This window comes from Nocardioides sp. W7, assembly GCF_022919075.1.
Taxonomy (GTDB): domain Bacteria; phylum Actinomycetota; class Actinomycetes; order Propionibacteriales; family Nocardioidaceae; genus Nocardioides.
The window spans coordinates 782,855-803,670 of record NZ_CP095078.1 but is presented as its reverse complement, the minus strand read 5'-3'; the positions used below and the strand labels follow the sequence as shown (position 1 = coordinate 803,670).

At 72.7% G+C, this 20,816-nt stretch carries 20 protein-coding genes; 11 read left to right on the top strand and 9 right to left on the bottom strand.

Translation table 11 applies throughout. From position 1 onward, the window contains the following. Positions 1-18: 18 nt before the first annotated feature. From MUB56_RS03845 to MUB56_RS25855, 4 genes are all read right to left on the bottom strand, one after another. Positions 19-918, bottom strand: coding sequence for a GNAT family N-acetyltransferase (locus MUB56_RS03845; protein WP_244930596.1), 900 nt, complete (start codon positions 916-918; stop codon positions 19-21). After that, on the bottom strand, positions 915-1,817 hold the full coding sequence (locus MUB56_RS03840; protein ID WP_244930595.1) for a GNAT family N-acetyltransferase: 903 nt from the start codon (positions 1,815-1,817) through the stop codon (positions 915-917). Before MUB56_RS03840 ends, MUB56_RS03845 begins: the two co-directional genes overlap by 4 nt. A gap of 171 nt (positions 1,818-1,988) precedes the next feature. Then, entirely contained in the window at positions 1,989-2,588 is a 600-nt protein-coding gene (locus MUB56_RS03835; protein ID WP_244930594.1) for a YceI family protein, read from the bottom strand. Between the two features lie 158 nt (positions 2,589-2,746). Next, complete coding sequence (locus MUB56_RS25855) at positions 2,747-2,869, bottom strand: hypothetical protein (RefSeq protein WP_280637359.1); 123 nt, start codon at positions 2,867-2,869, stop codon at positions 2,747-2,749. A gap of 427 nt (positions 2,870-3,296) precedes the next feature. Here MUB56_RS25855 and MUB56_RS03830 point away from each other — a divergent pair, with 427 nt between their 5' ends. The 4 genes from MUB56_RS03830 to MUB56_RS03815 all read left to right on the top strand — a co-directional run bounded on the left by MUB56_RS03830 (position 3,297) and on the right by MUB56_RS03815 (position 8,226). Beyond that, positions 3,297-3,560: a hypothetical protein gene (locus MUB56_RS03830; protein ID WP_244930593.1), complete on the top strand. Its 264-nt coding sequence runs from the start codon at positions 3,297-3,299 to the stop codon at positions 3,558-3,560. A 72-nt stretch (positions 3,561-3,632) separates the two neighbouring features. Beyond that, entirely contained in the window at positions 3,633-5,489 is a 1,857-nt protein-coding gene (gene glmS, locus MUB56_RS03825) for a glutamine--fructose-6-phosphate transaminase (isomerizing) (RefSeq protein WP_244930592.1), read from the top strand. Between the two features lie 54 nt (positions 5,490-5,543). Beyond that, complete coding sequence (locus MUB56_RS03820; protein WP_244930591.1) at positions 5,544-6,371, top strand: hypothetical protein; 828 nt, start codon at positions 5,544-5,546, stop codon at positions 6,369-6,371. A gap of 103 nt (positions 6,372-6,474) precedes the next feature. Further along, positions 6,475-8,226 (top strand): DEAD/DEAH box helicase, encoded by a 1,752-nt coding sequence (locus tag MUB56_RS03815; RefSeq protein ID WP_244930590.1) that lies wholly within the window; start codon positions 6,475-6,477, stop codon positions 8,224-8,226. 86 nt (positions 8,227-8,312) lie between these two features. On the opposite strand, the gene MUB56_RS03810 is transcribed toward MUB56_RS03815, so the two are convergent. Continuing rightward, positions 8,313-9,218 (bottom strand): NAD(P)/FAD-dependent oxidoreductase, encoded by a 906-nt coding sequence (locus MUB56_RS03810; protein ID WP_244930589.1) that lies wholly within the window; start codon positions 9,216-9,218, stop codon positions 8,313-8,315. A gap of 99 nt (positions 9,219-9,317) precedes the next feature. Here MUB56_RS03810 and MUB56_RS03805 point away from each other — a divergent pair, with 99 nt between their 5' ends. The 7 genes from MUB56_RS03805 to MUB56_RS03775 all read left to right on the top strand — a co-directional run bounded on the left by MUB56_RS03805 (position 9,318) and on the right by MUB56_RS03775 (position 17,858). Further along, on the top strand, positions 9,318-9,686 hold the full coding sequence (locus tag MUB56_RS03805; protein WP_244930588.1) for a MerR family transcriptional regulator: 369 nt from the start codon (positions 9,318-9,320) through the stop codon (positions 9,684-9,686). A gap of 137 nt (positions 9,687-9,823) precedes the next feature. Further along, positions 9,824-10,819, top strand: coding sequence for an SGNH/GDSL hydrolase family protein (locus MUB56_RS03800; RefSeq protein ID WP_244930587.1), 996 nt, complete (start codon positions 9,824-9,826; stop codon positions 10,817-10,819). Between the two features lie 45 nt (positions 10,820-10,864). Beyond that, positions 10,865-12,793 carry a penicillin-binding transpeptidase domain-containing protein gene (locus MUB56_RS03795; protein ID WP_244930586.1) on the top strand — a complete coding sequence of 643 codons (1,929 nt, stop codon included), beginning with the start codon at positions 10,865-10,867 and terminating at the stop codon, positions 12,791-12,793. Positions 12,794-13,037: 244 nt separating this feature from the next. Beyond that, positions 13,038-14,495, top strand: a complete 1,458-nt coding sequence (locus MUB56_RS03790) for an NAD-dependent succinate-semialdehyde dehydrogenase (protein ID WP_244930585.1) — start codon at positions 13,038-13,040, stop codon at positions 14,493-14,495. Positions 14,496-14,497: 2 nt separating this feature from the next. Further along, the gene (locus MUB56_RS03785) at positions 14,498-15,475 is read left to right on the top strand and encodes a DUF2332 domain-containing protein (RefSeq protein WP_244930584.1); all 978 of its coding nucleotides are present in this window, start codon (positions 14,498-14,500) and stop codon (positions 15,473-15,475) included. A gap of 33 nt (positions 15,476-15,508) precedes the next feature. Continuing rightward, positions 15,509-16,489: a zinc-binding dehydrogenase gene (locus MUB56_RS03780; protein ID WP_244930583.1), complete on the top strand. Its 981-nt coding sequence runs from the start codon at positions 15,509-15,511 to the stop codon at positions 16,487-16,489. Positions 16,490-16,544: 55 nt separating this feature from the next. Continuing rightward, complete coding sequence (locus tag MUB56_RS03775) at positions 16,545-17,858, top strand: MFS transporter (protein ID WP_244930582.1); 1,314 nt, start codon at positions 16,545-16,547, stop codon at positions 17,856-17,858. Here MUB56_RS03775 and MUB56_RS03770 read toward each other — a convergent pair. The 4 genes from MUB56_RS03770 to MUB56_RS03755 all read right to left on the bottom strand — a co-directional run bounded on the left by MUB56_RS03770 (position 17,855) and on the right by MUB56_RS03755 (position 20,804). Continuing rightward, the gene (locus MUB56_RS03770; RefSeq protein WP_244930581.1) at positions 17,855-18,076 is read right to left on the bottom strand and encodes a hypothetical protein; all 222 of its coding nucleotides are present in this window, start codon (positions 18,074-18,076) and stop codon (positions 17,855-17,857) included. The genes MUB56_RS03775 and MUB56_RS03770 overlap by 4 nt on opposite strands. Positions 18,077-18,155: 79 nt before the next feature. Then, on the bottom strand, positions 18,156-19,157 hold the full coding sequence (locus tag MUB56_RS03765) for a LuxR family transcriptional regulator (RefSeq protein ID WP_244930580.1): 1,002 nt from the start codon (positions 19,155-19,157) through the stop codon (positions 18,156-18,158). A gap of 67 nt (positions 19,158-19,224) precedes the next feature. Further along, the gene (locus tag MUB56_RS03760) at positions 19,225-19,776 is read right to left on the bottom strand and encodes a TIGR03086 family metal-binding protein (RefSeq protein ID WP_244930579.1); all 552 of its coding nucleotides are present in this window, start codon (positions 19,774-19,776) and stop codon (positions 19,225-19,227) included. Beyond that, on the bottom strand, positions 19,773-20,804 hold the full coding sequence (locus MUB56_RS03755) for a sigma-70 family RNA polymerase sigma factor (protein ID WP_280637358.1): 1,032 nt from the start codon (positions 20,802-20,804) through the stop codon (positions 19,773-19,775). The genes MUB56_RS03760 and MUB56_RS03755 overlap by 4 nt, the downstream gene beginning before the upstream one ends. Positions 20,805-20,816: the final 12 nt, after the last annotated feature.

The window sequence follows — 20,816 nt, the reverse complement described above, 5'->3', positions numbered from 1 at the left end:
GCAGAGAACTAGAACGCGTTATAGATCTTTGGCGCGGTTGACCCAGGTCGACGCGACCACCATCCCGACCCTCTCGTAGAGCCCGCGCGCACCGGCGCGGGTGTCGGTCGACAGGTAGCACCGCTGCGCGCCGTGCTCGCGGGCCCGGGCGAACGCGTCGACCAGCAGCGGCGGGGCCAGGCCGCGCCCGCGGTGGTCGGGTCGTACGGCGACCCGCGCGACGTAGCCCGCGTCCCCGGCGAGGAAGACGTGCACCGCGCCGACCGGCTCGCCGGCGGGGCTCTCCAGCAACCGGAGGTTCCAGGGCGCGAAGCCGGGCCGCCCCCAGACCCGCGCGCCGAAGTCCTGGATCGTCATCCGCTCCCGGTCCGCCCACTCGCCGAAGGCGTCCTCGACCAGCGACCAGACGGCCGTGCGGTCGCCCTCCGCGGCGTCGCGGATCGCGAACCCGTCCGGCATCGGTCGCGCCGCGACCCCGGCTCCGGGTGGCAGCTCCAGGTCCCAGGCCGTCCACCGGACGGTGTAGCCCAGGTCGGCCAGCAGCCGGTCGGCCGCGCTGCCCTCGGGGACCTGCGCGCCGATCGCCGCGTAGCCGCGCGCGCGGGCCGTGGCCTGCAGCCAGCCGGCGATCGCCGTCCCGAGGCCGCGGCCCTGGTGCGCCGGCAGCACCGCCGCGTACGCGACGCCCGGACCGCTGAGGTCGCCGTACGCCACCAGCTCGTCGCCGTCGAGGACGCCGATCGTGCTCGTCGCGATGTCGTACGACGGTCGCCGCCAGTCGGCCAGCACGTCCTCGAGCGTGAGCTCGGCCGCGCCCAGGTCGACCTCCTCCTCGGCTGCGATCGCGGCGTGGACGGCGCGGGCGTCGTCGAGGGTGAGCGGGCGGGCGGTCAGACCGGCCGGGAGCCCCGCGATCACAGCTCCACCGCCCGGCTCACCCAGGTGGAGGTGACCTCCATGCCGACCTTCTCGTAGAGGTCCAGCGCGCCGGTGCGCGAGTCGGTGGACAGCTCCGAGCGGGAGGTGCCGTGGGCGCGGGCCTCGCGGAACGTGTCGGCGAGCAGGCACTGGGCCAGGCCGCGGCCGCGCTGGTCGCGCCGGGTGGCGAGCCGGTCGACGTACCCGGACTCGTCGTTGACGTGCAGGACGGCGGCCGCCACGACCGCGTCGGCGGGGTCGGCGACCACCCGCAGCTGCCAGGGCTCGAACCCGGGCCGGCGCAGTACGTCGACGGCGAAGTCGTCGAACGGCTCGCGGGCGCGGTCGGACCACTCCAGGAAGGCGTCCTCGAGGACGGTCCAGCAGGCGCGGTGCTCGATCTCGCGGGCGGCGCGGACGGCGTACCCCTCGGGGAGCGGGCGCTTCGCGATGCTGCGGCCGGCGGGCAGCTCCAGGACCCAGCTGGTCCAGCGGACCCGGTAGCCGAGCCCCGTGAGCAGCCGGTCGCCCGGGGAGCCCTCCGGCACCGGCACGCCGACTCGGCGCCAGCCCCGGGCCCGCGCCAGCTCCTGCATCCGGTGCGCCAGCCAGGTGCCGATGCCGCGCCCGCGGCTGTGGGGATGCACGGCGGCGACGCCGCGCTCGTGCCGGTTGACCTCGACGTACCCGACCAGCCGGTCGCCGTCGGTGACGCCCAGCGCGCTGCTGGCCAGGTCGAACGCGGGCCGGCCCCAGTCGGCGACGAGGTCGGCCGCCTCGATCAGGACCTCCCCGACGTCGGCCAGCTCCTGGGCGGCGACCAGCTCGAAGACCGCCTGTGCGTCGTCGGGGACGAGCGGTCGGGAGGCGAGCCCGTCGGGCAGCTCGTGCACGGCCATGCGGCTCAGTGTGGAGGACGTCCGGCCCGCGGTGCGCGGTCTTTTCGCCGCCGCCGCTCGACTCGGGAGTACGACGAGCCGGGGCGCTCGGGGCCCTCGAGACGCCGACGGCCCGGATCCACAGGGACCGGGCCGTCGGACGCCCCGGCCGACGGCCGGGGCGGTGATGCGTCAGACGTTCTTGATCGCGGAGACGTCGAACTCGAGCTTGACCTTCTCGGAGACGAGCACGCCGCCGGTCTCGAGAGCGGCGTTCCAGGTCAGGTCCCAGTCCTTGCGGTTGATGCTGGTCGCGCCCTCGAAGCCGACGCGCAGGTTGCCGAACGGGTCCTTGGCGGAGCCGGTCTCGTCGAAGGCGATGGTGACCGGCTTGGTCACGCCCTTGATGCTCAGGTCGCCGGTGATCGACCAGGTGTCGTCGTCGACCTTCTCGACCTTGGTGGAGCGGAAGGTGATGTCCGGGTTGACGGCGGCGTCGAAGAAGTCGGCCGAGGCCAGGTGGCCGTCGCGGTCGGCGGAGCCGGTGTCGATGCTGGCGGTCTTGATGGTGAGGGAGACCGAGGAGGCGGACGGGTTCGCGGCGTCGATGTGCGCGGTGCCCTCGAACTCCTTGAACGCGCCGCGGACGGTGGTCACCATGGCGTGGCGGGCGCTGAAGCCGATCCGGCTGTGCGAGGGGTCGATGGTGTAGTCGCCGGTGATGTCCTCAAGGGCCGTGGTCGCGGCGTCGAAGGTCTGCTCGGCAGCGGGCTTGCGGGTGAAGATGCTCATGGAGACTCCTGGGGTCGAGGGGATCGTAGAAGATTCAACCACTCTAACCGGACCGGGGCTCGGTTTCATTCCCGACCAACCCGGAAAAGTCCTCCGGACGTGCGACGAGGCCGCGTCCCGGGCGGGATCACGGCCTCGTCGGCGTGGGAGTGGGTGGGTCAGGCGGCGTGCGGGGTACTGGTCGCGGCGGCCTCGCCGACGACCTGCCAACGCGCCTCCATGTGGGACCGACCGTCTCGGTCGACCACCGAGATCCAGCGCATCACAAGCTCGCCGGTCATCCTGGATTCCTTCATGGGACACCTCCTGTTCATCTGTTGTTCACCAACAATAGCCGATCCCCACCCGGACCGCCAGAACAGCCCCCAATAGCGCCCGCCCGCTCCACCTGCACCCCCAGCCGCCCGCCCAGAGGCCCCCATCCCCTCCACCTGACTCCTGCACGCCGACCCGTCACTCAATCGGCAGAAATCACGGTGTGTCCCCGAAGGATCGACGGTTCGGTCAGCGGACATCGAAGCCCGATAGTCGAACCGTCACTTCGTCTTCGACACGCCGCCAAAAGCAGCGATTAAGTGACGGGTCGGCGCGGCTCTCCTCAGCGCCAGGGATGGTTGTCCCCTCGAAGTTCATCCACACTGGGTATTTCCTGCCCGATTCCGGGCAGGAAGTTGCCGTTGCCTCCGAATCGGGGTCAGAGTGCTCCTCGTGCCAGCCGATCCGGACCTGGTCGCCCACCTGGTGGGGACGACCGGCCTCACTCCCGCGGAGGCCGCGCGCGTCGTCGAGGACGTCGTCGCGTTCCACGCGGAGCCCGTGGAGGAGCTGGTCCGGCGCCGGCACACCGAGCTGAAGACGTACGGCGCCAAGAACCCCGAGATCTTCGGCCGGATCTCGACCGAGCTCGCCGATCGCGTCGTCGGTGCGCCCCGACTCACCGAGCGCCAGCTGCGGCGCATCGTCTACGGGTAGCGGGCGCCAGCGGATCCGCTGTTGGTGGTCGAGCGTGTCGAGGCCCATCCAGTTCACGAAGAGAGGTTCACCATGTGCGGCATCGTCGGCTACATCGGCGCCCAGCAGGCCGGCCCGCTCCTCCTGGAGGGGCTGACCCGCCTGGAGCACCGCGGCTACGACTCGGCGGGCGTCGCCGTACTTGGCGCCTCCGGCAGCGCCTTGAAGGTGGCCAAGAAGGCCGGCCGGGTGCGCGACCTCGCCGAGGAGCTGCCCAAGCGGTTCGCCGGCAAGATCGGCATCGGCCACACCCGCTGGGCGACCCACGGCCCGGCGACCGACGCCAACGCGCACCCGCACACCGATGCCAAGGGTGACGTGGCCGTCGTCCACAACGGGATCATCGACAACGCCTCGGCCCTGCGGAAGCTGCTCACCGACGACGGGGTCGACCTGCGGAGCGACACCGACACCGAGGTGCTGGCCCACCTGGTCGCGCGCTCGGCGTCGGCCACCCTCGAGGGCCGGGTGGCCGACGCGCTCGCCCTGATCGAGGGGACGTACGGCGTCGCCGTGGTGCACGCCGACTTCCCCGACCGCATCGTCGTCGCCCGCAACGGCAGCCCGCTGATCATCGGCGTTGGCGACAAGGAGATGCACGTCGCCTCCGACCTCGCCGCCCTGGTCCGCTACACGACCACGGTCGCCCACCTCGACGACGGCGAGATGGCGACGCTGACGGCGACCGGCTTCACGACGTACCGCCAGGACCTCACCGCCACGGCCAACCGAGCGCAGACCGTCGACATCGACCCCTCGGCGTACGACGCGGGTGACGCCCTGCACGCCTCGGGCGGGTCCTTCATGCACCAGGAGATCCACGAGCAGCCGCACTCGACCGAGCGGGTGCTGCGCGGCCGGCTCGACGAGCGGTTCGGCACCGCCCACCTCGGCGGCCTCAACATGGACCCGCGCGAGACCCGGGCGATCCGGCGCCTGAAGATCCTGGGCTGCGGGTCGGCGTACTACGTCGGCCAGATGGGCGCCTCGCTGGTCGAGGAGCTCGCGCGGATCCCCGCGGACGCGGAGGCGGCGAGTGAATTCCGCTACCGCAACCCGATCATCGAGCCGGACACGCTCTACGTCGCCGTCAGCCAGTCCGGCGAGACCATCGACACCCTGCTCGCCGTGCAGGAGATCCGCCGCAAGGGCGGCCGGGTGATCGGGCTGGTCAACGTGGTCGGCAGCGCGATCGCCCGCGAGTGCGACGGCGGCATCTACCTGCACGCCGGGCCCGAGGTCGCCGTGGCGTCGACCAAGGCGCTCACCAACATGTTCGTCGGGTTCGCGCTGCTCGCGTTGCAGCTCGGGCGGGTCCGCGACCTCTCGATCGCCGACGGCAAGCGGCTGATCGCCGGCCTGAACCGGCTGCCCGGCCAGATCGCCGAGATCCTCGAGCGCGAGGACGAGCTCGCCGAGCCGGCCGCCCGGCTCGCCGAGGCCGACAGCCTGTTCTTCATCGGCCGGGTGCGGGGCTTCCCCGTCGCCCGGGAGGGCGCGCAGAAGTTCAAGGAGATCACCTACCGGCACGCCGAGGCCTACCAGACCTCCGAGCTCAAGCACGGCCCGCTGGCGCTGATCGACGAGTCGGTGCCGACCGTCGCCCTGGTGCCGAGCGACGAGCTCACCGACCGCAATGTCGGTGCGATGCACGAGATCGCGGCCCGCCGCGGCCCGCTGGTCGTCGTCACCCACGAGGACGTCGACCTGGGCGAGCTCGACGCCGGCCCGAACTTCTGGGGCCGCATCGACGTACCCCGCAACGAGCGCGAGCTGGACCCCATCCTGCTGACCGTCCCGCTCCAGCTGCTGGCCTACCACGCAGCGCTCCGACTGGGTCTCGACATCGACAAGCCGCGCAACCTGGCCAAGTCGGTCACGGTGGAGTGACGGGCTCGTTTCGGTACCGAAGTCCTGCGTGATCTGCCAACATCGCTCCACCCAGTGGAGGTGGCGATGAAATGTAGCTTCTCGGAGTTTTCGTACGGATACGCCTGCATCCGTGAAGCAGAACAGGAAGTGCAGGCGTTGTTCCCGCTGACGGCCGCTCCCACTCAGCCGTCACTGTTGACTGAGGGCAAGGTCGGCTACGACGCTGCGCTGTTTGCCGTGGACTACACGCTGTTCATGCAGTTCAAGCGCTCGGACTACATCACCCGACTCCACACCTCAGCCTGTTCGTTCGATGGTAGTCATGAAAAGCGCTGTAGTTGGATGCATATCAAGTCGAAGCACCACCGGTTCGAGGTTGACACCGCGAGCAACCAGTTTCATGCCCTGCGGGGGTACGACGAGGAGATCCAGAAGGGCTACTGGCGTGGTGACGTCCTCTATGTGGCGCCTCGGTTCCACCAAGACTCCGAACTCAACGGGCTCTACTTCTCGAGGGATGTCCTTAACCGTTCGTTGCTCATCAGGCCCCGAGACCTTCCCGCGGACGGAAAGGTCCACCGAATTTCCCGTCGGCTCAGCGGTGGGCCGCTAATCGTGATGTCCGAGCCGCATGACGTCGATGCAATTGAATGGCGACAAGTGCGGGACCGGATGCGGTCCACCGTCGAAGGGGTTGAGCAGGATGCGCGCCCGCAAGGAGTTCCCCAGACCTTGACGACCCTCGTGCGGCAGATGGAGGAGTTCGCGTGGGGGAGGCAGCTCAGATTGCTCAATCAGGATGAGCCACGATCTGAGTTTCAGCGGCTTCGCGCCGCGGCAAGAAGACTTGGCGGAGAGATGCTGGTCGTCGGACACGAGATGGCTCAGCTGCGCGCCTGAGTCAACAAGCCGCGCAACCTGGCCAAGTCGGTCACGGTGGAGTGACGTACGCCTCCGCAGCCCGGAATCTGGTGCCGAGCGCGTATACCACTACCGTTGACGGGTGAGCACCGAGGATCAAGCAGCCGAAACCGTCGACCAGCAGCAGATCACCTTCGCGGACCTGGGACTGGATGATGCTGTCCTCAAGGCGCTGAAGGACGTCGGCTACGAGACCCCCTCGGCCATCCAGGCGGCGACCATCCCGCCGCTGCTGGCCGGGCGCGACGTCGTCGGCCTGGCGCAGACGGGCACCGGCAAGACGGCCGCCTTCGCGCTGCCGATCCTGTCGCGGCTGGACGTGAAGCAGAAGAAGCCGCAGGCTCTCGTGCTCGCTCCGACCCGTGAGCTCGCGATCCAGGTCTGCGAGGCGTTCGAGAAGTACGCCGCCCACCTCAAGGGCGTCCACGTGCTGCCCGTCTACGGCGGTCAGGCGTACGGCGTGCAGCTCTCGGCGCTGCGCCGCGGCGTCCACATCGTCGTCGGCACCCCCGGCCGGATCATGGACCACCTCGACAAGGGCACCCTCGACCTGTCCGAGCTGCGCTTCCTGGTGCTCGACGAGGCCGACGAGATGCTCAACATGGGCTTCGCCGAGGACGTCGAGACCATCCTCGCGAGCACGCCCGCGGAGAAGAACGTCGCGCTGTTCTCCGCGACGATGCCGGCGCAGATCCGCCGGATCTCCAAGAAGTACCTGAACGACGCGCAGGAGATCACCGTCAAGGGCAAGACGGCGACCGCGGCCAACATCACCCAGCGCTACCTGATGGTGAGCTACCCGCAGAAGGTCGACGCGCTCACCCGGATCCTCGAGGTCGAGAACTTCGAGGGGATGATCGTCTTCGTCCGCACCAAGAGCGAGACCGAGTCGCTCGCCGAGAAGCTGCGGGCCCGCGGGTTCAGCGCGGCCGCCATCAACGGCGACGTCGCCCAGGCCCAGCGCGAGCGGACCGTCAACCAGCTCAAGTCGGGCAAGCTCGACATCCTCGTCGCCACCGACGTGGCCGCCCGTGGTCTCGACGTGGAGCGGATCAGCCACGTCGTGAACTACGACATCCCCACCGACACCGAGTCCTACGTGCACCGGATCGGCCGCACGGGCCGCGCCGGCCGCAGCGGTGACGCGATCTCCTTCGTCACGCCGCGCGAGCGCTACCTGCTCAAGCACATCGAGAAGGCCACCCGCCAGCCGCTCACCCAGATGCAGCTGCCGAGCCCCGAGGACGTCAACGTCACCCGGCTCACCCGCTTCGACGAGCAGATCACCGCGGCCCTGCAGCAGACGGCCCGAATCGAGCGGTTCCGCGAGATCATCGACCACTACGTCCGCCACCACGACGTGCCCGAGGCTGACGTCGCCGCCGCGCTCGCGGTCGTGGCGCAGGGCGATGAGCCGCTGCTGCTCGACCCGGCCGCCCAGAAGCCGGTCCGCGAGCCCCGCGGTGAGGAGCGCGAGCGCCCCGAGCGCTCGGCCAGCCGGGAGCGCCGTGGCTCGCGCAGCGACGTCCCGATGGCGCTGTACCGGATCAACGTCGGCAAGCGCCACAAGGTCGAGCCGCGCCAGATCGTCGGCGCCATCGCCAACGAGGGCGGCCTGCGCCGCGCCGACTTCGGCCAGATCCAGATCCGCCCCGACTTCTCGCTGGTCGAGCTCCCCGCCGACCTGGGCAGCGAGGTCTTCACCGCGCTGTCCGGCACCCGGATCTCCGGCAAGCTCATCGAGCTGCAGAAGGACAACGGCCCGCGTCCGACCAGCACCCGGCCGTCGGACGACGACCGTGCCGAGCGGAAGCCGCGCCACAAGACCACCTGAGGGTCGCGCCTCGGGGATCGCTCCGTTGGGGTAGTCCGTCACACAGCGGGTCTCTAAGAGGCCTCTTAGCCCGCTTGTGTGGCGGACTATCCCGCCAGGAGATCCTGCACGACCGCACTGGCGGCGACCAGCCCGGCGGCGGCCGAGGTGAGCACCGACGACATCGGCATGGGCAGCGCCTCGACGTGAGCCAGGTCGCCGGCGGCGAAGACGCCCGGGAGGCTGGTCCGCTGGAACTCGTCGACGCGCACGCAGCCCGACGGCAGCAGGTCGAGCCCGAGCTGCTCGGCGAACGGTGCCGACTGGGCGAAGGCGGTCGTGACGAACAGCCCGCCGACCTCCTCCGCCGGGCCCTCAGCGAACGACACGCTCGCGCCGGCGGCGCTGCGGCAGAAGCCGGCCACCGGCTCGGTCCGCACGGCGACGCCCGCTCGCGACAGCGCCTCGGCGAGCTCCGGGTCGGGGGCCACGCCGTCGGCGAGCACGGTCAGCCGGCCGGCGATCGGCCCCATCATCGCGGCCAGCCTCGACGCGTGCGGGCCGGCGCCCAGCAGGGCGACGTGCCGGCCGGCGTACTCGTGGCCGTGGCAGAACGGGCAGTGCGCGGCGACGGTGCCGAACAGCTCGGCCAGCCCCGGCTTGTCGGGCAGCGTGTCGCGCACCCCGGTCGCGAGCACCAGCCGCCGGGCGGTCAGCGCGGACCCGTCGGCGAGCTCCACGCGGAACTGCCCGTCCGAGGGGGCGACGGCGGTCGCCGCGACCCGCCGCACGGAGACCGACGAGTACGACGCCAGGTCGGCGTGCGCCAGGGCCCGGAACTCCGCCGGGTCCCGGCCGTCGTGGGTCACGAAGTTGTGCAGGTGCTCGACCGGTGCGTTGCGGTACGCCCCCGAGTCCAGCAGCACGACCGTGCGGTGCATCCGGCCGAGGGTCAGGGCGGCCTGCAGGCCGGCGGGCCCGCCGCCGATCACGACCGCGTCGAGGTTCTCCATGTGCTTCTCCCGTCATCGAGACTTGTGTCGGAGACGAGCATGTGACTTCATGTTGACATGAAGTCAAGCCCGGAAGAAACGCCCTGGTCGGTGGGCGACGTGGCCGCGAAGTTCGGCCTCGCCACGCACGTGCTGCGGCACTGGGAGGACGTCGGCCTGCTCCGACCGGTGCGCGACGGAGCGGGCCGGCGACGCTACGGGATCGACGACCTGTCCCGGGTCGCGGTGATCGTGCGGAGCAAGGACTCCGGCATGAGCCTCGACCAGATCGCCGTCCTCCTCGACGCCGAGTCGGTCGACCGGCACCGGGTGCTGCAGGCCCACATCGACGACCTCGACCGCCGGATGGCCGAGATGGAGCGGTCGCGTGAGATGACCCTGCACGCGCTGCGCTGCCGCGCGCACGACGTCGCCACCTGCCCCAACTTCCAGAAGCTCGTGGAGGACCTCGTCGGGGCGGTCGCGTAGGAACCGCCTGGGAGCAGAGCGGTCCCGCTCTCCTCCACAGGCGCGCGGAGCCCGGTGGCGGCGGCCGTCCGGGGGTGCTTCGGTGATGCCCCGGCGGCCGCATCGGGGTGGCCGCACTCGGACCGCGGAGGTCGCTCGTGCGCAGACTCCTCACCGTCGCCGGGCTCACGCTCGCCGTCCTGCTCTCCTCGCTGTCGGCGGCGGCCGCGGCGGTCGCGCCGGCGACACCGCCCGGGGCCGCCCGGCCGGAGTACGTCGCGCTCGGCGACTCCTACGCCTCGGGCGTCGGCACCGGCAGCTACCTCGACGACGAGGGCGGGTGCCAGCGATCGTCGTACGCCTATCCGGCCCTGCTGGCCAGAGCCCGTGGTTACGCGCTGCGCTTCCGGGCCTGCTCGGGCGCCACGATCGCGCACGTGCGCGGCTCGCAGCTCGGGGCGCTGAGCGCCCGCACCCGCTACGTCTCGCTCTCGGTCGGCGGCAACGACGCCGGCTTCGCGCAGGTGCTGACGACCTGCGCGACCCCGTGGTGGCTGGCCGACTGCGACCCCGCCGTCGACCGGGCGCGGGCGGTCGTCCGGGACCTGCTGCCGGGTCGGCTCCGCGCGCTGTACGCCGAGGTCCGCGACCGGGCGCCGCGCGCGAAGGTCGTCGTCGTGGGCTACCCCCGGATCTTCATGGGCACCGACTGCGACCTCGGCACCTGGTTCACCCGCGCCGAGCAGCAGCGGCTGAACCAGACGGCCGACCTGCTCAATGCGCGGACCGCGCGGGCGGCGCGGGCCGCGGGGTTCGCCTTCGCCCACCCCGGGCGGAGCTTCCGGGGCCATGCGGTCTGCGACGACCCGGCGTGGCTGAACGGGCTGTCGATCCCCGTCGGGGAGAGCTACCACCCCAACCGGGCCGGCCACGCCGAGGGCCTGCTGCCGCTGGTGCGTCCGCTGCTGCGGGGTGCCGGACCGGCTGCCCGGCCCGGCGCGTCGGGCCGGTCGAGCCGCCCTGCACCGGCCGTCCGGACCGCCGGCACCCGGGCTGCGCCGTTCCGCAGGCCCGACCTGCGGAGTCCGCGGGCGGAGCGGGCCGCCGAGGGTCACGGCATCGACATCGAGGCCTGGTGGCAGCGCCATCCCTGAGGTGGGATCGGAGGTCGGTCGGTGCGGCCTGGTAGAAGGGTGGCCATGCGCCGACGCCTCCTGGTCCCGCCCGCCGTCCTCCTCGTGGCCGGGCTGCTCAGCTCGTGCGACCAGGTCGCCGACCACCTCGCGGACCCCGAGCCGGACCAGGCCGCGGCCGATCTCGCCACCGGCCTGGCCGGCGGCGACCTGAGCACGGTGGTGTTCACCGACGCCACCGGCCCGGCGGCGACCGAGGCGTACACGGCGGTGGTCGAGGGCCTGGTCGAGGGCCTGGGCGACGCCGAGCCCACCGTGAGCGTCGACGACGTCACGGCAGCCACGGACGGAGCGTCGACGGCGACCCTGGCCTGGTCCTGGCCGGTCGGTGCGACGCCGTGGGAGTACACGTCCGAGGCGCCCCTGGAGCTGGTCGACGACGAGTGGCGGGTCGTCTGGTCGCCGGCGGTGGTGGAGCCGTCGCTGACGGAGGGCGAGGTGCTCGACACGACCCCGATCGGCGCTCGACGGGGCGACATCACCGGGGCCCAGGGCAAGACCCTGGTCACCCTGCGACCCGTCGTCCGGCTCGGCATCGACCGGTCGGCCGTCCCGCAGGAGCAGGCGGTGGCCGCCGCCCGACAGCTGGCGGACCTGGTCGAGATCGACGCGGCGGCGTACTCCGACCAGGTCGGCAAGGCGGGCGAGGCGGCCTTCGTCGAGGCGATCACCTACCGCCCCGAGGACGTCCCACCCGCCGCCGCCCGCGCGGCCGAGACGGTGCCCGGCATCCGCGCGGTGCAGGACGAGCGGCCGCTCGCGCCGACCCGCGAGTTCGCGGCGCCGATTCTCGGCACCGTCGGCGAGGTCACCGCCGAGATGGTGGAGAAGGATCCGGACACCTACCAGCCGGGTGACCAGGCCGGTCTCTCCGGGCTGCAGGCCCGCTACGACGACCTCCTCCAGGGCAAGCCCGGCGTGGTCGTCACCGCGACCGTCGCCGTCGAGGAGGGCACGGAGGAAGGTGCGGAGGGTGCGGCGGAGCGCGAGCTCTACCGGGCCGAGCCGCAGACCGGTGGCACCCTCAAGCTCACCCTGGACCCCGACCTCCAACTGGCGGCGGAGAGCCAGCTCGCCGGCGTCCGCCCGGCGAGCGCCCTGGTGGCGCTGCGGCCGAGCACCGGCGAGATCGTCGCCGCGGCCAACGGCCCGGGCACCGACGGCTACAACATGGCGACCTTCGGGCAGTTCGCGCCCGGCTCCACCTTCAAGGCCGTGACCAGCCTGGCCCTGCTGAGGGCCGGCCTGACTCCCGCCACCCGGGTGCCGTGCACCTCGACGATCGTGGTCGACGGCAAGCGCTTCAAGAACTACTCCGACTACCCCGCGGGGGCGATCGGTCGGATCCCGCTGCGCTCGGCCATCGCCAACTCGTGCAACACCGCCCTGATCTCACAGACCGAGCGGGTGGGCGAGACCGGCCTGTACGACGCCGCGGTGTCGCTCGGCATGGGCCTCGACCACGACCTCGGCTTCCCCGCCTTCCTCGGCAGCGTCGAGGCCGCGACCTCGAAGACCGAGGCGGCCGCCGCAACCATCGGCCAGGGCACCGTCCTCGCCTCGCCGATGGCGATGGCCACCGTCATCGGCTCGGTGCAGCAGGGCCAGCTGGTCGTCCCGCGGATGGTTCCCTCGGTCGAGGTGTCGGCACCCGACGGCGCCCAGCCGATGAGCCCGACCGAGGCCAAGGCGCTGAAGTCGATGCTCCGCGAGGTGGTCACCTCCGGCAGCGGTCGCGCGCTGGCCGACCTGCCCGGCGGACCGGTGATCGCGAAGACCGGCACCGCGGAGTTCGGCAGCGACCCGGTCCGCACCCACGCCTGGATGATCGCCGCCCAGGGCGACCTGGCCGTCGCGGTCTTCGTCGAGGTCGGCGAGTCCGGCTCGCAGACCGCAGGGCCGATCCTGGAGGCGTTCCTGCGCGCGGTGGACTGACGGCCCGGACGGCGGGAACGACGAAGCGCGGAGCTCCGGATGGGGCCGGGCTCCGCGCCTCGTCGGCGCCCGGCGATCGGGGACGTGCACGCCGGACGAGGGAGAACCCCTCGCCGCATGGGGTCGGCAAGGGGTTCGGTCGCCTTCAAAGTGCTCCCTCCGAAGTCGACGTCGAAATGATTCCACGCGTTACCGGGCCTGTCACCGGTTTTGCCGAACTCGACCGGGTGACAGGGTGGGTGACATGACTGGACTGAACCTCCTCGCCCCTCACCAGCGGCACCTCCTCGTCGGCGGCGAGTGGCGTGAGGCCGACGGCGGCCGTCGCTTCGACGTCCTCGACCCGGCCGACGGCAGCGTGCTCACCGACGTCGCCGACGCCTCCGTCGCCGACGCGGTCGAGGCCCTCGACGCGGCGGTCGCAGCCCAGGCCGACTGGGCCCGGACGGCCCCCCGCGAGCGCGGCGAGATCCTGCGCACGGCCTTCGGGCTGATCGCCGACCGGGCCGACGACTTCGCCGAGCTGATGAGCCTCGAGATGGGCAAGACGGTCGCGGAGGCCCGGGGCGAGGTGACCTACGGCAACGAGTTCTTCCGGTGGTACGCCGAGGAGGCGGTCCGCATCCACGGGCGCTGGATGCAGGCGCCGGCGGGTGGCAGCCGGCTGCTGACGATCAAGAAGCCGGTCGGGCCGTGCCTGTTCGTCACGCCGTGGAACTTCCCGCTCGCGATGGGCACCCGCAAGATCGGGCCGGCGATCGCGGCGGGTTGCACGATGGTCGTCAAGCCGGCCGAGCTGACGCCGCTGACCATGCTCGCGCTGGCCGCCGTACTGGAGGAGGCCGGGCTGCCGAAGGGAGTGCTCAACGTCGTCCCGACCACCCAGGCCGCGGAGGTGAGCAAGGCGCTGCAGGCCGACGACCGGCTGCGCAAGGTCAGCTTCACCGGCTCGACCGCGGTCGGGAAGGTCCTGGTGCGCCAGTCCGCCGAGCAGCTGCAGCGGGTGAGCATGGAGCTCGGCGGCAACGCACCGTTCCTGGTCTTCGAGGACGCCGACGTCGACGCGGCGGTCGACGGCGCGATGGTGGCCAAGATGCGCAACATGGGCGAGGCCTGCACCGCCGCCAACCGGTTCCTGGTGCACACCTCGGTCGCGGCGGAGTTCGCCGAGAAGCTCGGCGCGCGGATGGGCGCCCTCACCGTCGGCCGTGGCCAGGACAGCGGCGTCGACGTGGGCCCGCTGATCGACGAGAAGGCCGTCGAGTCGGTCGGGCAGCTGGTCACCGACGCGGTCCACGACGGCGCGAGGGTCGTCACCGGCGGCTCGGCGCCGGACGGGCCGGGCTACTTCTTCACCCCGACGGTGCTGGTCGACGTCCCGGTCGACAGCGCGATCAACACCCAGGAGATCTTCGGCCCCGTCGCCCCCATCACCACCTTCGAGACCGAGGAGGAGGCGATCGAGCGGGCCAACGACACCGAGTACGGGCTCGCGTCGTACGCCTACACCCGCGACCTGGCCCGCACCATCCGGCTCGCGGAGACGCTCGACTACGGGATGGTCGGCATCAACACCGGCCTGATCTCCAACCCGGCGGCGCCGTTCGGCGGCGTGAAGTCGAGCGGGTTCGGCCGCGAGGGCGGCTTCGAGGGGATCGAGGAGTATCTCGAGACCACGTACGTCGCGCTGCCCGCGGGCTGAGCGTGGACGTCTACGGGGAGCTGGTCGACCAGTACGCCGACTTCGGCCGCTACGCCGTCGCGGACTCCGCCTGCTTCGCCGCCTGGGCGGCGGCGGTGGCCGAGGACCCGGACCTGCTCGCCTGGCTGAGCACGCTGCCCGCGGGGAAGGCCCAGCCGAACCTGGTCTTCGCCGCCGCGCGCTGGCACGGCGTCCCCGCGCCCGGGCCGTACGACGGGCTGCGGGACGCGCTGCTCGGCGACGACGGCCGGATCCGCGCGACGATCCTGGCCCGTCGTACCCAGACCAACGAGGTGGGCCGGCTGGCGACCCTGGTGCCGGCGTTCGCCACCCTCGGGATCGACGAGCCGGTGGCGCTGCTGGAGGTGGGACCGAGTGCGGGGCTGGTGCTCTATCCGGACCGCTGGTCCTACGCCTGGGAGACCGACGCGGGCGTGGTGCGTGCGGGGGACGGGCGGTCGCTGAGCTGTCGGGTCCGGGGACCGGCTCCGGTGCCGGCCGACCCGCCCCGGGTCGCCTGGCGCGGCGGGGTCGACCTGAACCCGCTCGACGTCACCGACGCCGACGCGATGGCCTGGCTGAGCACCCTGGTCTGGCCGGAGCAGGACGCGCGCCGCGAACAGCTCGGGCACGCGATCGAGGTCGCCCGGGCGGAGCCGCCCGACCTGCGCCGGGGCGACCTGCTGACGGAGCTGCCCGCGTTGGTGGCCGAGGCTGCGTCGTACGGTCCGGTCGTCGTCTTCCACACGGCGGTGATCGCCTACCTGACCGACCCGGACCGCGAGCGCTTCCACGACCTGATGGCCGGACTGGTCGCCGCAGGCGCCTGCCACTGGGTCAGCAACGAGGGGCCCCGGGTGCTGCCCCGGGTCACCGCCACCGGCCCGGCGGCGCCGGAGGGCAGGTTCGTCCTCGGCGTGGACGGGCAGGCCGTGGCGTCGACCCACGGCCACGGCACCGCGATGACCTGGCACCCTTGACTTCAAGTTAACTTCATCTTGTGGGATCGGCTCATGCACGCCATCCGACAACACGCCCTCGGTGACCCTGACGTCCTCGTCCTCGACCAGCTGCCCGACCTCGACCCGGGACCGGGGGAGGTGCGGATCGCGGTCGAGGCCTGCGGGGTGCACCTGCTCGACACCACCCTGAGGCGCGGCGAGACCGGCGGTCCGATGCCGCAGCAGCCGCTGCCGACGATCCCCGGCCGGGAGGTCGCCGGCGTCGTCGACCGGGTCGGCTCCGGCGTCGAGGAGTCCTGGCTCGGGCGCCGGGTGGTCGCCCACCTGGGCCTGGTCCCGGGCGGGTACGCCGAGCAGGCCGTGACCGCGGTCGGCACGCTGTTCCCGGTGCCCGACCACGTCTCGTTCCCCGCCGCGGTCGCGGCGGTCGGCACGGGCCGGACCGCCCTGGGCGTCGTCGAGCTGGAGCCGCCCCGACCCGACGACGTCGTGCTGGTGCCCTCGGCCGCAGGCGGGCTGGGGTGGCTGCTGGTGCAGTCGGCGCACGCCGTCGGCGCGTCGGTCGTCGCCGCCGCGCGCGGCCCGGAGCGGACCGCGGCCCTGGCCCCGTTGCAGGCGCGACTGGTCGTCGACTACGCTGACCCGGACTGGGCGGAGCGGGTCCGGGCCGAGGTCGGCGCGGTGACGGTCGTGTACGACGGGGTCGGCGGCGAGGTCGGCCGGGCGGCGCTGGAGCTGCTCGCGCCGGGCGGCCGGCAGGTGATGTTCGGCTACAGCGCCGGCACGCCGACCCGCTTCGACTCCGGCGACGTCGTCGAGCGCGCGCTGAGCGTCGGCTGGAGCCTGGGCCCGCGGATGGCCGCGCTCCCCGGCGGCGTCCCCGGGCTGGCCGGCCGGGCGCTCGACCGGGTCGCCGCGGGGGACTGGGAGCCGCTGGTGTCGACGTACCCCCTCGCGGACGCGGGGCGCGCCCACGCCGACCTCGAGGGCCGCCGGGCGCTGGGCAAGGTCGTCCTCACGGTCGAGCGATGAAATCGGTGGAGAGTGTCGGTGGCCACCGCCAGACTGGGTCGTCACGGAGGACCCGATGACCGAGCAGCAGACCCGGACACCGCCTGGGCGGTCGCTGCCCCGCGCGCTGACGCCGTTCCGCAACCCGGCGTACCGCAGGCTGGCGCTCGCGCTGGTGCTCTCGACCTTCGCCTCCGGCGTCTGGATCGTGGGGCTGGTCTGGGAGGTGATCCGGATCGGCGGCGGGCCCGGCCAGCTCTCGGCCGTCTCGACCGCGGCCGCCGTGGGCGTGCTGCTCCCGGCGCTGCTGGGCGGCGTCGTGGCCGACCGGGTGCCGCAGAAGCTGATCCTGCTGGTGGTGGCGGGTGTCGAGCTGGCCGGCATGGGCCTGGTGGCCGCCCTCTCGATCTCCGACGCGACCCGGCTCTGGCACCTCGCCACGGTGTCGTTCGTGACCGGCGCGGCGATGGCGTTCTACTACCCGGCGTACTCCGCCTGGCTTCCGGCACTGGTCGAGGAGCGCGACCTGCTCGCCGTCAACGGCTTCGAGGGCATGGTCCGCCCGACGGTCGGGCAGGCCGTCGGCCCCGGTGTCGCCGGAGCCGTGGTCGGGGCGGTCTCGCCCGGCGCGGCCCTCTCGGTCGCCGCGGTCGCCAGCCTGGCCGGGCTGCTCGCGCTCACCGCGGTGCCGCTGACGCCGGTGCGCCGCGAGCTCGACCCCGAGGCGGTGCCACGCCACCCGGTGACGTCGGCGCTGATCGACATGCGCGAGGGCTTCGGCTACATGGTCCGTACCCCGTGGCTGCTGGCCACGCTGCTCTTCGCGTCGCTGCTGGTGCTCTCGATCATGGGCCCGTTCGAGGTGCTGGTGCCGTTCCTGATCAAGGACAAGCTCGGCGGCGACGCCGGTGACCACGCGATGGTGATGGCGGCGTTCGGCATCGGCGGTGCCGTCGGGTCACTGGCGATGGCCTCGGTGCGGTTGCCGCGGCGCTACCTCACCGTGATGAACCTCGGCTGGGGGATCGGCTGCCTGCCCCTGATCGCGATGGGCATGGCGACCGAGGTGTGGGTGCTCGTCGCGGCGGCGTTCGTCTTCGGCGCGATGTTCGCGTTCCCGATGGTGATCTGGGGGACGCTGCTGCAGCGGCGGGTCCCGCCGCACATGCTCGGCCGGGTCGCCTCGCTGGACTTCTTCGTCTCGATCAGCCTGATGCCGGTGTCGATGGCGCTCGCCGGACCGGTCAGCGACGCCATCGGCCTGCGCACGACGTTCCTGATCGCGGGCCTGGTGCCCGTCGTGGCCGCCGTGGTCGCGACCGTGGCGGGCCGGCTCCCCGCCGACGAGCTCGCGCACCCGCTGCGCGACGAGGAGCCCGTGGAGGCCTAGAGGGTCGACATCCCGGGGAAGGGGCTGCGCAGGTGCAGGGTCTGGTCACCGAAGTCGACGGTCACGCCGCTGGCGTGCACGGCGATGACCCGGCCGAGGCCGTGGCGGTCGTGCGAGACGCGGTCGCCGACGGCGAAGTCCTCGATCACAGGCTCGGGGTCGGGCTTGAAGGGACTGCTGGCGAGGTGTCTGCGCTTCGCCCCGGGAGAGTTGGTCATCGACTCGAGTATGCGCCTCAAGGCCCAGGAGCGCTGATTTTCCGGCGTTCTGGGCGCCGATGAATGAAAAGGGGACGGTTCAGACGGGGGTGCCGAGGGTGCTGGCGAGGTGGGAGCGCGAGGCGATGCCGAGCTTGCGGTAGATGTGCGAGAGGTGCCACTCGACGGCCTTCACGGTCACGACCAGCTCCTCGGCGATCCGCCGGTTGGTGAGCCCCTCGGTGGCGAGCAGCGCGACGCGTCGCTCGGCGGCCGTGAGGGTCGCCATCGCCTCGGACCGCACCCGGTGCGGCTGCTCGCCCATCCGGTCGAGCAGCCGGCGGACCCGGCCCTGGAGCGGCCAGAGCTCCTCGAGACCGGCGTACTCCTCGGCGGAGCGGAGCAGGTCCCGGGCCTCGTCGGTGCCGGCGCCGGTCGGGTCGAGCAGCAGCAGGCCCGCGAGGTCGGTGTCGATCTGGGCGGCGAGCCGCCGGGCGACCACCCCGCTGAGCGTCGCGCGGGCCTCCCGCAGCAGCACCACCCGGTCGCCGCCGACGCCGACGATCGCGAGGGTGCGCAGCGCGTGGGCGTGGGCGTACTGCGACCCGGAGGCCGCGGTCACCCCGCGCCACTCCTCGGCCAGCGCGACCGCCTCGCGGTGCCGGCCGACGCGGACCAGGGCGACGGCGGCGCTCGCGCGCCAGGGAACGAGCGTGGGGTCGGTCAGCGCCTCGGTCTCGGCCAGCCGTTCGCCGGCGGTGGTGAAGTGCTCGACGGCGAGCTCGTCCTGGCCGAGCACGGTGGTCAGCTCCCCGCGGGCGTGGTGAGCGAGGGCGCCCGGCGGACCGGGGAGCTCGAGGAGCGCGTCGAGGTCGCCACCGACGACGATCGCCTCGCCGACGTCGCCGCGGGCCAGCCGGCAGTCCAGGAGCGCGGCGGCGATCAGGCCACCGGCGACGGGGTCGACGGCGGCGACCGGGTGCGCGCGCAGGGCGGTCAGCGCCGCCAGGCCCTCCCGGATCCGACCCGCCCGGACGCTGACGAGGGCCGAGGGCAGGGCGTCTGCGAGGTCAGCCTCGTCGGGAACCTCGGGCGAGCGCATGGGGGAGAGCCTAGGAACGGCGTGCGGCGGCTGGACCGGAACCCAGGAATCGGTCCGGGTGGACCAGTCAGGTACGGCCCAGGAACGCCAGGAGACGCACGTCCGCCGGCGAGTCGGGCGGCACGTCGCGGGCCGGTCCGAACCGGACGCCCCGGTCCCGGGGGGCGACGAGCGATCCGGCCGCTGCGAGCAGGCCCTCGGCGAGCTCGTCGGGGACCCGGCGGGGGCGGCCGGTCGCCTGGCCGACGTCCCAGCCGTGCACGGTGATCTCCAGGGCGGCCGCCGTGACCAGCACCGGGCCGGCGAGCGCGGCGTCGCCGACCAGGACGTCGCCCGGACAGGCCCGGACCCACGCGCCGAGCAGCGCACCGGCCTTCCCACGCAGGGTGCCCACGACATCGGGCGCCGGCGCCGGCGGGGTCACCGCGACCGCACCCTCGGCGGCCTCGAGGAACGCGTCGAGCGCGTCGTCCATGTGGGCGAGCAGGGAGCCGAGCGACCAGCGGCTGCACGGGGTCGGCCGCTCCAGGTCGTCCGCGCCGACGCCGGCGAGGGCGACGCAGGTGAAGGCGAGCGACCGGTCGAGCAGCTCGACGGCGTCGTCGAGCCGCGGGGTCACCGGGGAGCCGGGCTCTCGGCGACGGCGCGCGGCGCCGGCTCGTAGTCGGCCGGCAGCTCCGCGGGGAGCCCGCAGCGGGTGAACAGGGTGGCGTCGAAGAACGCGTGCACGTGCTTGACCTGGTCGCCGTCGAGCTGGAGCACCTGGAGCTGGAACGGCACGAAGTGCCCGTCGGGGGTGCGCATGTACAGCCCGAACGCCGGCTGCCCGTTGGCCCGCGTCGCGAGCATCGGCATGTCGTAGCTGCCGCCTGGACAGGCGGTGTCGATGAGCTCGCCGATGGTGGCGGCGCCGACGTACCAGCCGGTGAACGGGGGCATCTCCCAGACGGCCTCGGCGGTGAGCAGGCTGACGATCTGGTCGATGTCCTTGCGCCAGAACGCCTCGACGTAGCGCTCCAACAGCCGCTGCTGCTCCGGCGACAGGTCGGGCTGCAGACTCTCCTCGGTCAGCCCGCGGTCCCGGATCTGGGCGTGGGCGCGCTGCAGCGCGGAGTTGACCGCGGCCGTGGTCGTCTCGAGCGCCTCGGCCGTCTCGGCGGCCGACCAGCGCAGCACGTCCCGCAGGATCAGCACCGCCCGCTGGCGGGCCGGCAGGTGCTGGAGGGCGGCCACGAACGCGAGCCGGATCGAGTCCCGCTCGGCCACCACGACGGCGGCGTCGGGGACCGGCTCCAGCCAGGCGATCTCGTTGTTGGCCTCGAGCGCGTCGCCGGCCAGGGCGTCGGGCGTACCGAGGCCGGTGGGGAGGGGCCGGCGCGGCCGACCCTCCAGGTTGGTCAGGCAGACATTGGTCGCGATCCGGTAGAGCCAGGTGCGGACCGACGAGCGGCCCTGGAAGTCGGCGGAGGCCTTCCAGGCCCGCAGGAAGGTCTCCTGGACGAGGTCCTCGGCCTCGTGCACCGAGCCGCTCATCCGGTAGCAGTGCGCGAGCAGCTCGCGCTGGTAGCGCTCGGTGAGGGTCGGGAAGTCGTCGAGCTCGCTGCTCGTCACCTGCTTGGTCACCGCCAGGGTCGTCGCTGCCGTCATGGTCTGTCCCCT

Coding starts and splice junctions, on each gene's coding strand:
- MUB56_RS03840 (WP_244930595.1), bottom strand. CDS start 1,817: ATGGCCGTGCACGAGCTGCCCGACGGGCTCGCCTCCCGACCGCTCGTC.
- MUB56_RS03835 (WP_244930594.1), bottom strand. CDS start 2,588: ATGAGCATCTTCACCCGCAAGCCCGCTGCCGAGCAGACCTTCGACGCC.
- MUB56_RS25855 (WP_280637359.1), bottom strand. CDS start 2,869: ATGACCGGCGAGCTTGTGATGCGCTGGATCTCGGTGGTCGACCGAGAC.
- glmS (WP_244930592.1), top strand. CDS start 3,633: ATGTGCGGCATCGTCGGCTACATCGGCGCCCAGCAGGCCGGCCCGCTC.
- MUB56_RS03810 (WP_244930589.1), bottom strand. CDS start 9,218: ATGGAGAACCTCGACGCGGTCGTGATCGGCGGCGGGCCCGCCGGCCTG.
- MUB56_RS03795 (WP_244930586.1), top strand. CDS start 10,865: ATGCGCCGACGCCTCCTGGTCCCGCCCGCCGTCCTCCTCGTGGCCGGG.
- MUB56_RS03790 (WP_244930585.1), top strand. CDS start 13,038: ATGACTGGACTGAACCTCCTCGCCCCTCACCAGCGGCACCTCCTCGTC.
- MUB56_RS03780 (WP_244930583.1), top strand. CDS start 15,509: ATGCACGCCATCCGACAACACGCCCTCGGTGACCCTGACGTCCTCGTC.
- MUB56_RS03775 (WP_244930582.1), top strand. CDS start 16,545: ATGACCGAGCAGCAGACCCGGACACCGCCTGGGCGGTCGCTGCCCCGC.
- MUB56_RS03770 (WP_244930581.1), bottom strand. CDS start 18,076: ATGACCAACTCTCCCGGGGCGAAGCGCAGACACCTCGCCAGCAGTCCC.
- MUB56_RS03765 (WP_244930580.1), bottom strand. CDS start 19,157: ATGCGCTCGCCCGAGGTTCCCGACGAGGCTGACCTCGCAGACGCCCTG.
- MUB56_RS03755 (WP_280637358.1), bottom strand. CDS start 20,804: ATGACGGCAGCGACGACCCTGGCGGTGACCAAGCAGGTGACGAGCAGC.